This window comes from Pinirhizobacter sp., assembly GCF_036499745.1.
Taxonomy (GTDB): Bacteria; Pseudomonadota; Gammaproteobacteria; order Xanthomonadales; family Rhodanobacteraceae; genus Pinirhizobacter.
Genome location: NZ_DASYDG010000030.1, coordinates 148,296 through 160,377, shown reverse-complemented (window position 1 = coordinate 160,377; position 12,082 = coordinate 148,296). Strand labels below are relative to the sequence as shown.

Annotated in this window: 11 protein-coding genes; 2 read left to right on the top strand and 9 right to left on the bottom strand. The window is 62.8% G+C overall.

Going from position 1 to position 12,082, the window contains the following annotated elements; all coding sequences use genetic code 11:
• Positions 1 to 8 precede the first annotated feature (8 nt).
• Entirely contained in the window at positions 9 to 944 is a 936-nt protein-coding gene (locus VGM61_RS11000; RefSeq protein WP_331522855.1) for an isopenicillin N synthase family dioxygenase, read from the top strand.
• Between the two features lie 61 nt (positions 945 to 1,005).
• Here the strand turns inward: VGM61_RS11000 and VGM61_RS10995 are convergent, their stop codons facing one another.
• The 7 genes from VGM61_RS10995 to VGM61_RS10965 form a co-directional block, all read right to left on the bottom strand.
• Positions 1,006 to 1,905, bottom strand: coding sequence for a DMT family transporter (locus VGM61_RS10995; RefSeq protein WP_331522854.1), 900 nt, complete (start codon positions 1,903 to 1,905; stop codon positions 1,006 to 1,008).
• A 70-nt stretch (positions 1,906 to 1,975) separates the two neighbouring features.
• The gene (locus tag VGM61_RS10990) at positions 1,976 to 2,551 is read right to left on the bottom strand and encodes a PIN domain-containing protein (RefSeq protein WP_331522853.1); all 576 of its coding nucleotides are present in this window, start codon (positions 2,549 to 2,551) and stop codon (positions 1,976 to 1,978) included.
• Complete coding sequence (locus VGM61_RS10985; RefSeq protein ID WP_331522852.1) at positions 2,548 to 3,009, bottom strand: excisionase family DNA-binding protein; 462 nt, start codon at positions 3,007 to 3,009, stop codon at positions 2,548 to 2,550. Before VGM61_RS10985 ends, VGM61_RS10990 begins: the two co-directional genes overlap by 4 nt.
• A gap of 232 nt (positions 3,010 to 3,241) precedes the next feature.
• On the bottom strand, positions 3,242 to 5,386 hold the full coding sequence (locus VGM61_RS10980; RefSeq protein ID WP_331522851.1) for an AsmA family protein: 2,145 nt from the start codon (positions 5,384 to 5,386) through the stop codon (positions 3,242 to 3,244).
• Positions 5,387 to 5,483: 97 nt separating this feature from the next.
• The gene (locus VGM61_RS10975; protein WP_331522850.1) at positions 5,484 to 6,278 is read right to left on the bottom strand and encodes a siderophore-interacting protein; all 795 of its coding nucleotides are present in this window, start codon (positions 6,276 to 6,278) and stop codon (positions 5,484 to 5,486) included.
• Positions 6,275 to 6,913, bottom strand: coding sequence for a PadR family transcriptional regulator (locus VGM61_RS10970; RefSeq protein WP_331522849.1), 639 nt, complete (start codon positions 6,911 to 6,913; stop codon positions 6,275 to 6,277). Before VGM61_RS10970 ends, VGM61_RS10975 begins: the two co-directional genes overlap by 4 nt.
• Before the next feature lie 99 nt (positions 6,914 to 7,012).
• Positions 7,013 to 7,960: a thioredoxin family protein gene (locus VGM61_RS10965; protein ID WP_331522848.1), complete on the bottom strand. Its 948-nt coding sequence runs from the start codon at positions 7,958 to 7,960 to the stop codon at positions 7,013 to 7,015.
• 105 nt (positions 7,961 to 8,065) lie between these two features.
• Between VGM61_RS10965 and VGM61_RS10960 the strand changes: the two genes are divergently transcribed.
• Positions 8,066 to 9,928 (top strand): ABC transporter ATP-binding protein, encoded by a 1,863-nt coding sequence (locus tag VGM61_RS10960; protein WP_331522847.1) that lies wholly within the window; start codon positions 8,066 to 8,068, stop codon positions 9,926 to 9,928.
• Here VGM61_RS10960 and VGM61_RS10955 read toward each other — a convergent pair.
• Positions 9,925 to 10,833 carry a peptidylprolyl isomerase gene (locus tag VGM61_RS10955; RefSeq protein ID WP_331522846.1) on the bottom strand — a complete coding sequence of 303 codons (909 nt, stop codon included), beginning with the start codon at positions 10,831 to 10,833 and terminating at the stop codon, positions 9,925 to 9,927. The genes VGM61_RS10960 and VGM61_RS10955 overlap by 4 nt on opposite strands.
• Positions 10,834 to 10,880: 47 nt before the next feature.
• Positions 10,881 to 12,080, bottom strand: coding sequence for a DUF1501 domain-containing protein (locus VGM61_RS10950; protein WP_331522845.1), 1,200 nt, complete (start codon positions 12,078 to 12,080; stop codon positions 10,881 to 10,883).
• Between the last annotated feature and the right edge of the window lie 2 nt (positions 12,081 to 12,082).

Sequence of the window (12,082 nt, the reverse complement as noted above, 5' to 3'; positions counted from 1 at the left end):
TCAAACGCATGAAACACGTACCTACCCTGGATATCCGTCGCTACGATACCGACCGCGAGGCGTTCGTGGCGGAACTGGGCGCCGCCTACCGGGAATTCGGTTTCTGCTGCATCGCAGGTCACGGCATCCCGCGCCAGGATATCGATGCCGCCTACGACGACTTCGTGCAGTTCTTCGCCTTGCCCGACGCCACCAAGCGCAAGTATCACGTCCCCGGCGGCGGCGGGGCGCGTGGCTATACGCCGTTCAAGGTGGAAACCGCCAAGGATTCGAAGCTCCCGGACTTGAAGGAGTTCTGGCACATCGGCCGGGAAATTCCCCGGGATTCGAAATACGCCGAGGTGATGGCGCCGAACCTGTGGCCGGAAGAAGTGCCCGGTTTCAAGGAGCAGGGCTATGGCCTGTTCAAGGCGCTCGACAACCTGGGTTCACGGGTGCTCAGGGCGCTTGCCTTGCACATCGGCCAGCCAGAAGATTACTTCGCCGACAAAACCGACCAGGGCAATTCCATCCTGCGCCCGATCCACTATCCGCCGATCGAGCAGGACAACATTCCCAATGAGCGCGCCGGCGCGCACGAAGACATCAACCTGATCACCCTGTTGGTGGGCGCCAGCGCCGAAGGCCTGGAAGTACTCACGCGCGAGGGCGAATGGCTGCCCATCACCACCGAGGGTGACGCCATCGTGGTGAACATCGGCGACATGCTGCAGCGCCTGACCAACCACGTGTATCCGTCCACCACCCACCGCGTGGTGAATCCGCCCAACGCCAATGCACGCAAGCCGCGTTACTCCGTGCCGTTCTTCCTGCACCCGAACCCGGATTTCGTCATCGATGTGTTGCCTTCATGCGTGGATGGTGCTCACCCCAGTCGCTACCCCGAGCCGATCACGGCGCACGAGTATCTGCAGGAACGGTTGCGCGAGATCAAGCTGATCTGATTCGGCTGCTGCCGATACCGCAAGGGGCTGCGTGGGTTACGCAGCTCATTGCTGATGTCGTCTAGCCGTGCGTTTCGCTGGTTCCGATCAACTCTGGTACCGGCTTCGCCTCGCGCGAAAGGTACGGGTGCGCGAACACTGCGGACAGGATCACCACCACACCCGCGTAGAACGCCACGCCCAGCTCGCGCTGTTCGCCCAGCAGCAGCACCGCCAGCACGATGGCGTACACCGGTTCCAGGTTGGTCACCATCTGCACGCCGAAGGCGGTCAGGTGGCGCAGTGACACCAGGGCCAGGGCGAAGGGCAGCAGAGTGCAGCCGTAGGCCAGTAGCACCAACAACAAGGCATCGTGCCCAGTGGGAATCTGGAACCCGAAGAACGGCATGAACAGCGCCAGGAACACGCCGCCGGTGCCCAGCTCCACGCAGGTGACAGTCAGCGGATCGGCGTGTTCCACCATGCGCTTGTTGAGCGAAGCGAAGAGTGCGCAGAAAAACGCCGAGACCACCCCCACGGCGATGCCCGCGTACATATGCGCAGGCACGCCACCGGCCACAAGCGCTACGCCTGGTACTACGGCGACGCCAAGCAAAAGCTCGCGCGGATTGAAGGGCCTGCGCGCCACCCAGGGTTCCACCAGCGAAAGGAAGACCGGCGCAAGCGCGATGCAGGTAGCGCCCACCGAGGCATTGGCCAGCTTGATCGAGGCGTAAAAAGTAAGCCAGTGGATCGCCACCAGCACGCCGATACCGGCGTAAGCGCCGAGCAGGCGTAGCGGCATCGCCCGCAGCGAGCGCCACACCCGTGGCACCAGCAGCAACGCACCGGTTACCAGGGCCATGCGCCAGGTAACCAGCGACAGGGCGTCCAGTGCGATGGTCTTGCCCAGGATGGCCGTGAAGCCCCACAGGAGGACGCAGAAGTGGATCTGCAGGCGGGCTTTGGCGATGGGTTGCATGGGATGGCATGGTAGCAATCTCCCGGTGCCGGGCGAGAGAAAAGGTCGACTGGTTTCGTGGTGATGCCGGTTAGAGGATGGTGCGGTAGCCGGCGAGGGCCTTAGTGGTCTGGACCAGGCCGTGCTTGCGAAGCAAGGCGAGAAAGTCGTCAACAGACATGGGCGGGTTTAGCAACTGCGCCCTGGCTTTCTGGGCGGCTTTCACCACTGCAGCCGCGTCAAGATCGAAGAGGTTGTCCACGAACTCATCGGGGTGCTGGGCCTCGATGCCATAAGGCGCCAGGATCTCGGTGGGAAAATCGCGCTGATTCAGAGTCACGATGACACTGGCACCGCAGCGAATGGCGGCTGCCAGCACATGACGATCATCGGGATCGGGCAACGTCAGCCCCGGAATCAGATCTCGATACCATTCGACACAGGCGTCGGGGATCGCTTTGTCCATGAGGTCAGCGGTGCGCTTAACCTGTTCGGGAGATATGTCCGGACGGGCGGCAAGTAGACTGCGTTGCCATTCGTCGTGGATGTCAGCGCTCCAGCGCGGTCGAAATTTGCCCGTCAGGCCCAACCACATTACGAAGGCCCGCAAATGGCTGGGGTAGAGGATGTTTGCGTCGTAGATGGCGGTAAAGTTCGAATGCCTCACTCGTATCCCAATTCTTGTGCTTGTATGGCGAGTTCCGCCATGGCCTGCTCGCTGGCTTTATCTCGTGCATCCTTGAACTGCATGAGGTCTATAAATCGAACGCGCCTGTGCTTGCCGGTTCGATGAAACGCCAGGAATCCTTCCTCCAGGAGCTTGACCAAGTGCGGTCTGGATACATTGAGCAGATCAGCCGCTTCCTGGGTCGTCAGTTCTGCATGAACGGGCACTACTTTCACGGCATTGCCATCGGCCAACTCGGCCAGGATGTCCACCAATAGCCGAAGCGCCGACGTCGGCAGCTCCACTTGATGGGCCTGGTTATGATCATCAAAAATCTGGATGCGCTGGGTTTCGAACCGAGTTGCCAAATAGGCCGCCAAGGCGCGCTGACCCACTACGGCCGCCTGGACTTCGCGCTCGACAGGCAGCGTCACCTGGGTGTGGGTGGGTGTATTCATGGATAGGAGCTCCGGACATTCGCAATTTGGCGTATGCATGCTAAACGAAATAATCGAAATTCGCAATATTCGAAAGGGTGAGCCGGTAGCATTGGGCATAGAACCCAAACGTTGTGCAATTGGGTGCGGCAGGCTGCTTCGATTTGTGTAGTCATTCGCCAACTAGGAGCGCCGCTGGCTGGGCCGGATGCTGCAAGCGCGGGTATCCATTCGCGCTATTTCCAGTTGACGACTATTTCGCCGATTGCGTCTTTCCCGCCGGCGGTGCCTTTGCTGGCAAGTTCTTCACCTGATCAAGCAGCGCGTTACACGTGTTCTCTTCCTTGTTGTAGCTAGGCGAGATCAGCGGAATGAGTGCTGCCACTGGCGCAATCACCGCCGCAGCGACCACGCCGCCGCCGCGCAGGATCAGCGGCCCGGCATGCACGCCGGGGCTCGGGTTCTTCAACGTGCCATGCACGTACAGCGGCGAGCGCAGCGAGAACACGCGGAAGCCCTTGGTATGCGGCACGATGTCCAGGTCCATCTTTTCGGTCTTGAAATCCACCGTGCCTGAGACATTGATGATCGCGTCCTCGGTGTCGAAGGCAAACAGGCGGGCGTCAACCAGGCCGTTGGTGGCGGTCATGTCGGTGGCGGCGCAGTTGATCTTCACCGTCTTGTCGCCGAAGAGCTTGGCGCCGATGTAGTTACCGACGTTGAGGCCTGCAATTTCAAGCAGTGATTTGGAAATGGCGCCATCGTTGACCAGCATCTTGATCTCGCCGTTCGACGAGCCCAGCAAAGCTGCTACCGAATTTCCCGTGGCCGAGAGGGCGACATCGCCGTTGAGTTCGCCGAAGCTGGTCTGCATCGGGGCGAAGCCGGGGAAGAGTTCCTTCAGCTTCATGTGCCGGGCGGACATCTTGATGTTGCCCTTCATCGGCACCGCCTGGCCGTTCAGGCCGATCGTGCTGTCCACCGTGCCGCCGGCCATGCCGAACTTCAGGGGCTGAAGGCTAAGTACGCCGTTGTCCATCACCATGTGGGTTTGCAGCGAGGTAATGGGAAGCTTGGCATCCTGGATGATCTTTTCGCCGGCGAAGGTAACGTCCGCGTCCATCGCCTTCCAGCGATCGGTGCGGAACGGTTCCACCGGCAGCGCCTTGTCCGCCGGTTGTTTGGTGGCGTCGCCGCGCTGGGCCTTTTCCTTGTTGGAATCGGCACCGATCAGAGGGGCCAGGTCAGAGAACTGCAGCAGGTGAGAAGTGACATTACCCGAGAGCTTTGGCCGTGGTCCGCCGCCGTTGAAGGTGAGCGAGCCATTGAGATCGCTGCCGCCTACGCGTCCGGTGAAGTCCTGATAACGGAACACGCTATTGCCTTTCTTCAGGTTGGCGATCAAATGACCTTCGGTGGCGAAGGGGGGCGTGTCAGGCAAGGTGACGCCGGTGATCGCGTAGAGCTTGGCCATGCTGCTGCCGGAGAACCACAGGCGCACATCCAGAGCGCCCATGTTCACAGGGTCGGTCAGGGTGCCGACGATGGCAATGTGCGTGTCGCCGATGCGCGTATCGGCCTGCACCGGGAAAGGCTTGGTGGAATCGCGCAGGGCCAGCACGCTTCCGGTCTTGCCACGGCCCTCGATGGACGCGCCGTGGAAACTGCCCGACATCTTCCAGCCGAAGGCGTAAGTCTGCCGCTGCTTGGTTTCGTCGGCGCGATCGTTCTTGCCCGCCTTGTTCTTGCGCAGGTCTTTCGAGGTACCCACGGTGGCGCCAGCCTGGCCTCGGGAGGCCTGTTCCTGCTGGGCCAGGATGTCCGAGAACGGTATGGCTTTTTCCAGTTGCGCCACGTCGATCTTCATCGACAGCGCGGTGGCGGCGTCCGCCAGTTCAATGTGGCCCTTGTCGAAGCCGATCTCATTGAGCTCCATCGCCCATTCGGACGGCCCGGTGCTTTCGGGCATCTTGAAGGTCCAGTTGTCGCGGCCATCCTTCACCCGCTCAAGGTCGATGGTGGGCGCAGTCAACTGCAGGTGGGGCACGATGATGCGATGGTGCAACAGGCCAAGCGGCCCCAGGCGGAACTGCACGGCCTCGAGCTTGGCGAAACTTGGTGTCTTTGCCCAGTCGGGGTTGGCGACGGTGATGTCCCGTGCGGTGAATTCAGGCCATGGCACGATCGAGCCGATGCCCGTTTCCGAAGGCTCGCGCGCCCAGTGCACGCTCAGGTCGCCGTTGATGGCGAAGGGCCGGCCGATGGCTTCGGAGACCTTCTCATTGACGTAGGGCCTGGCCCGGTTCCAGTCGAAGGTGACGATCACGATCACAATGATCACGATAAGCAACAGCACGATGCCAAGCACCCATGCCAGGATTTTCCTGCCCCGTTTCATCGTGGGTATCCGCCGCGTTGCCAGTCCAGTAGTCCTAGCCATAACGGAGCGAGCGGCAAATTTATGTCGTTTGCCGTCGGCGAACCTTAATACCGGTTCAGTCGTCCGCGGGGTCGAGCTGCCAATAACCGGTGGCCTTCACCCACTCCGCGTTCACGCCATCGCGTGCCACCAGCGCCTGCCGGATCAAGCGGGCACGCCGTGATTCGGTGGCGATCCACCAGAACACGTCGCCATCGGGCAGGGGTAGCGCAGCCACGGCATCCTGTAGCAGGGTGCCGCCACCGGGCGGCGTACCGTCACGATGCATCCACGTCACCTGAACGTTCGCTCGCGATGGGAAAGACTGCCGATTATGTTCATCGGCAATCTCCACCAGCACCGTGGCGTTGGCGCCGGCAGGGAGTTCGCCGAGCCAGCGTCCGATCGCGGGCAGGGCGGTTTCATCGCCCACCATCACGTAGTGATCGAAGTCGTCGGCGATGAGCATCGAGCCGCGCGGACCGCCCAGGCCGATCACCTGGCCTGGTGCCGCCGTGGCAGCCCAGCTCGCCGCCGGGCCGTCGCCGTGCAGTACGAAATCGATGGCGAGCGTCTGCCTTTTTGCGTCGAAATGGCGTGGTGTGTAGTCGCGCATCGGCGGCCGCGGCGTGTCCTCGCCGAACACGATGCCATCCGCTCCCATGGTGGGTCGCGGCACCGGTTCGCCATTCACGGGGAAGAACAGCTTGACGTGGTCATCCGGTGCGGCGCTGTGGAAACCGGCCAACTGTTCGCCGCCGAAGGTGACGCGGCGCATCGATGGCGTGATGTCCTGTACCTCCAGCACCTGGACATGCCGGAACACCAGCGGATGCCGGACGCGCCGGCTGTCGTGAATGGCGACCGTCATGCCTTGTCCCCACTGGCGATGGCCGCGGCGGCCTTGCGCAGGATGGCGGTGATGCGCGCGGCTTCGTCAACATTCCAGGCACCGGCACGGGCGAACAGGGCGTGTTTGATTTCGTGCATGGCCTGGCGCACATCGTTGGGCGCATTCATCTTGTGCATGCGGTGCGCGTTGTCCTGCATGCGCCGCATCAGTGTGTCGACCTCGGCGCGGTTGCCGTCGAGCCAGGCCACACCTTCAGGCGTAATGGCGTAGCGCTTCTTGCCGCCGTCGGTGGCCTCGACCACCGCGTAGCCCAGCTCCTCGAGCATGGTCAGGGTGGGGTAGACGGTGCCGGGGCTCGGCGAATAACCGCCACCGACCATCTCCTCGATGGTGCGGATCAGTTCATAGCCGTGACGGGGTTGCTGTTCGACCAGGGCCAGCAGCAGCAGTCGCAGGTCGCCCTGGCCGAACATGCGTCCACGGCCGCCCATCGGGCCGCCGCGCATGTCTTCGTCGTCGCCAAAGAAGCCGCCGCCCCGGCGGCCACCGCCGCCGAACATGCCGTGGCGGCCCATGAAGTGATGGTGGTGGTGATGGGCGTGAGCCTCGTGGATGCGGTCGCGGATGTCGTTAAAACGGTCATGCCAGCGCATGGATCTATCTCCGATATATCGTAAGTGTGGATGTACGATATATCTTAGATAGTCCAAAGACAACCCCCTTGAAGCAGAATACTTCCGGGGGCCGGGTGATCAGCCGAAGGTAAAGGTAAAGGCGTGGAACGAGCCCTTCGGTACCTTGATGGTCACCACGTGGTCGTTGTAGTTGCTGCCCTCGGCCAGCGTGTAAAGCATGCTGGCCTGCACGGTGACTGGCGGCTGCGGCTTGCCGTCGACGGTGATTTCGAGCGTTGTGGGCGTGACGGCACTTGCCACCATGTGCAGCTTGGCAGCTTTGTAGTGCAGGCGGATCTCACCGTTCGCGCCCACCAGCGTGGCGTTCTCGCGGCCGATCTCCCAGGCACCGACCAGGGCGAACTTGTTCAGTTCAAGCCGCGCCGGTGCGGTGAAGTCGCGCGTGCCAAGGCGGCCGCTCTCGGGGCTGGCAAGGAATTCCTGGCGATCGCTGCCGAAGTACATCTCGGGACTGCCCACCTGGCCCAGCGTGCTGGGCGCCTCGTTGCCTTGAAGCGGCGGCAGGCCCAGCAGGGTGCGGATCTCGTTCTCCGTTTCCAGGTAGTGGCCTTCGCCGAAGCGCTTGGAAACGATGTTGCCGTTCTTGTCGATCAGGTACTCCGCGGGCCAGTACTGATTGGAGAACGCATCCCAGGTTTTCAGGTCGTTATCCATCGCCACCGGATAGGTGATGTTGTAACGCTTGATGGCGTCGCGCACGTTGCCTTCCTGGCGCTCGAAGTCGAACTCCGGCGCGTGCACGCCCACGATCACCAGGCCCTTGTCCTTGTATTTCTGGTACCACTGCGTCACGTGGGGAAAGGTTCGGATGCAGTTGATGCAGGAGTACGCCCAGAAATCCACCAGCACCACCTTGCCGCGCAGGCCCTGCATGGTGAGCGGCTTGGAGTTCAGCCAGGTGGCGATCCCGGTGAATTCCGGCGCCTTCTGCGCAGCCGCTGGCAACACGGCGGAGAGGCCGACCAACGCGGCAAGAAGGGGGACGAGGAAACGGCGGGCAAACATGGATGGTGTCCTTGGGTGTGCGAAGTCGTGGAAAAGACCGTGGTAACGCCATCTACCTTACACGGCGTACCCTTGCCGCTTCGTATCTTGCCCGGAACCTGATCGATGGCCCGTCAATCCCGCACGCAAGGCCGCCACCCCGAGCCCACGCCACCGTTGGGTTTCCGTGAGCGGCTGGGTGCGATGGCCAATGTGCCGCAGTTCCTGGCGGCGATCTGGCGTACCAGCCGTACCCTTACCGTGCTCGACCTTGGTTTGCGCCTGATGCGCGCGCTACTGCCGGTGGCCACGTTGTTCGTGGGCAAGCTGATCATCGACGAAGTTACCCGCCTGATCCGCGGCGGGGCGTTGTCGGGCGGCGTGCTCGACTACGAGCACCTGTGGTGGTTGCTGGGCACTGAGTTCGCGCTGGCGGTGGGATCGGACCTGCTGGGCCGCGTGGTGTCACTGGTGGATTCGCTGTTATCGGAGCTTTACGCCAACCGCACCAGCATCGAGTTGATGGAACACGCGGCAAGCCTGGACCTGGAAGACTTCGAGGACGCCGACCTGCAGGACCGCCTGGACCGCGCGCGTCGCCAGGTGGCTGGTCGCAGCGGCATGCTGTCGCAATTGTTCGGCCAGGCGCAGGACATCGTGACCATGGCCAGCTTCGCCATCGGCCTTGCGGTGTACACGCCTTGGTTGATCCTGCTGTTGGTGGTGGCGCTGGTGCCGGCATTCCTGGGCGAGATCCACTTCAACGCGCGTAGCTACCAGGTGAGCTATGAATGGACACCCGAGCGTCGCGAGCTGGACTACCTGCGCATGGTCGGTGCCAGCGCGAGCAGCGCCAAGGAAGTTAAAAGCTTCGGCCTGAACCCCTTCCTGATCGAACGCTTTACCAGGTTGTCCCGATCGATGTACGCGGCCAACCGGCGTATTGCCGTGGCGCGTGCAAGCTGGGGTGGCCTATTCACCACGGTGGGCACGCTGGGCTATTACGGCGCCTATGCACTGATCGCCTGGCGCACCGTGCATGGTGAATTCACCATCGGCGATCTTACGTTCCTGTCGGCCTCGTTCCGCCGGCTGCGCACCTTGCTGGACGGTTTGCTCTCCGGTTTCTCGCAGCTGGCGGGGCAAGCGCTGTACCTGGAAGACCTGTTCTCGTTTTTCCGCATCCAGCCTGAAATTCTTTCGCCGAAGGACGCCCGGCCATTCCCGGTGCCGGTGCGCGAGGGTTTCCGTTTCGTCGATGTCGGTTTCCGCTATCCCGGCGCTGAGCGCTGGGCCGTGCGCCATCTTGATTTCACCCTGCGCGCCGGCGAGGTGCTGGCGCTGGTGGGCGAGAACGGCGCGGGCAAGACCACCATCGTCAAGCTGCTTTCGCGCCTGTACGACCCCGACGAAGGGCAGATCCTGCTCGATGGCCACCCATTGGAGGACTACGACCTGGACGCACTGCGCGCGCACATCGGTGTGATCTTCCAGGACTTCGTGCGTTATTACCTTCAGGCGGGAGAGAACATCGCCGTGGGCCGCATCGATGCGCGCGATGACAAGACAAGGATCGAGGATGCCGCTGCGCGCAGCATGGCCGACGAAGTGATCGGCAAGCTACCCAACGGATACGACCAGATGCTGGGTAAATTCTTCAAGGGCGGTGTGGACCTGTCCGGTGGCGAATGGCAGAAGATCGCCATCGCCCGCGCTTACATGCGAGCTGCGCCCTTGTTGATCCTGGACGAGCCCACCGCGGCGCTCGACGCGCGCAGTGAATACGGCGTGTTCCAGCGTTTCAAGGATCTCTCCGCCGGGAAAACCGCGGTGATCATCTCGCACCGGTTCTCCACCGTGCGCATGGCCGATCGCATCCTGGTGCTGGGCAATGGCCGTGTGCTGGAAGTGGGCAGCCACGAAGAACTCGTGGCTGCCGGAGGACAATATGCGGAGTTGTTCGAACTGCAGGCCGCCGGATACCGTTAGGGCTTTTCGCGCACCGGTACATTGATGTTGCACAGGTCGATCTTGCCGGCGGGCAGGGTATAGAAGTCGTCGTGGCGGTTGCGCTTGGCGTCAACCACCGCGGCAAACGTCGCGGAGTCCGTGCGTAATACCTGGATCGGCGTGCGCTCGGCCGCGGGTACGTCGGTAGCCATGCGCACGCTCTTGATCGTGGTGCGCATGGAAGCGTCCTTGTAGAAACCCATGGGTTCGGCGCCGCGCGGGTAGGCTGAGAGGAATTCCATGCCCTTGATTACCTTGCCGGCAACGGCGAGGTTGCGATCGAGGTTGCGCGGGGCCTGGCCGATGATCGCGTACAGGGAACTGCCGCTGCCGGTGGTGGGACCGACGTCCCGCGCCACGCCTACCGCGCCGTAGCAATGGGCCAGCCACGCCTGGCCGCTGGCCTTGTTGCGGGCAGCGGGAAAGCCGTTGGAAAAACCTACTTCCGGTGCGTATACATCGCCGTCGGGCAAGGGTGTCCAGGCAAGCTTTGCGTCGATCGGGCGGGTGAATTCCGGGGGCAGGGAGGCCTTGGCCTTGCCCAGCGATTTCATCTTGGCCTTGTCGTCTTCCTCGGGATCGCCCCATTGGGTAACGAAGTTGTCCTGCACGCGGATCACTGCCAGGCCGTCGAAATAATGTTCGCGCACGAGGGTGCGGATATTGGCCGCATGCAGGGGCGTGAAGTCCGGTGCGAGTTCGATGATCACCCGGCCCTGGGGAAGATCCATGTACAGCAGGTTCTCAGGGTCCGGCGTACGCCATTCCTGTGGCGACGACTTGGCCAGGATGTCCTTCACCGGCGGCGTCTTGGTTGCATCGCTTGCCACCGCAGCGGTGGCCAGGCCCAGCGCAACCGCGCCGGCGAGCAGGAGGGTCTTCATCTTAAGCTTCCCCGAACGTTGGTCAGGGGCCGAACGTAGCAGGTTCGTCACACCAGCTGTAGGTCCTTCGGCCTGGAGCCAGGGAATACCTGCTGCACCTGTTTGGGAGAGAGGCCCCAGCCACGGGCCAGCAGTCCGCCGATCACGTCACGGTAGTTGTTGAGCACGGGGTAGTCGCGGTCCTGCAGAAGGTTCGGCTGGGTGATGGCCACCTGATCGCCGGCGATACGGCCGCCGCGGACGCGGCCGCCCAGCACCCAGTAGGTGGTGCCGTGACCGTGATCGGTGCCCTGATTGCCGTTCTCGCGGAAGGTGCGGCCGAACTCCGACACCACGATCACCACGGTGTTGTTCCATTCCTCGCCCAGTGCGTCGGCGTACGCCGCCAGCCCCGCGCCCAGGTTGCCCAGGTTGTTGGCCAGCTGGCCCTTGGCCGCGCCCTGGTTCACATGCGTGTCCCAGCCACCGACATCGACGAAGCCCAACCGGTACTGGTCTCGCATCAGCGTGGCCATGCGCTGGGTTTCCAGGGCGAATCCCTTGGCACTGACGGCTCCGCGCGCGGAGGCCACCATTTCCCTGGAAAGGTCCGCCGATACCTGTTGCCGGAGTTTCAGCCCGTCACTGGCGGCTTGCTCAAGCGGCGTACCACGGTACATGCCGGCCAGCAGTGCCGATTGTCGGTCGTCGAACGATGCCTTGCCGGCGCCGCGCAGCGAGATGTTCGGAATGTCGCCGGCACCCTGGAAGGACAGCGGCAGGGAATCGGTGAAGGCGATCGGTGTTGCCGGTTTCATCACCTGTGACAGGCGTGCCAGGAACCCCGAACGTTGCGCCATCGAATGGCCGTCCGGTTCGCCGGCCTCGATGTTGTCCTGTGTTTCGAAATGGCTGCGCGAAAGGTCGGTGGTGCCCGAGAACGGAATGAAGGCTACCTGCTTGCGATCCCACAGCGGCTTAATCGTGTCTTTCACTGACGGCGCCAGGCCCCAGTGGCCGTCGAGCGCGGTGGCGCTGTCGGGATTGGCGGCATCGGGTTTGGCGATCGCCAGTTTCGGTCGCGACTGGTAGTAAAAGTCGCTGCCATACGGCACCAGCAGGTTGTTGGCGTCATAGCCGCCACGCAGGAATACCACCAGCAGGCGCGGCGTATCCACGGGAGCTGCGAAAAGCCGTCCGGGCGCCAGGCCCAGGGCAGGGACGGCGGCGGCTGCCGCGCTGGCCAGGAGGAATTGTCGACGGTTCATGG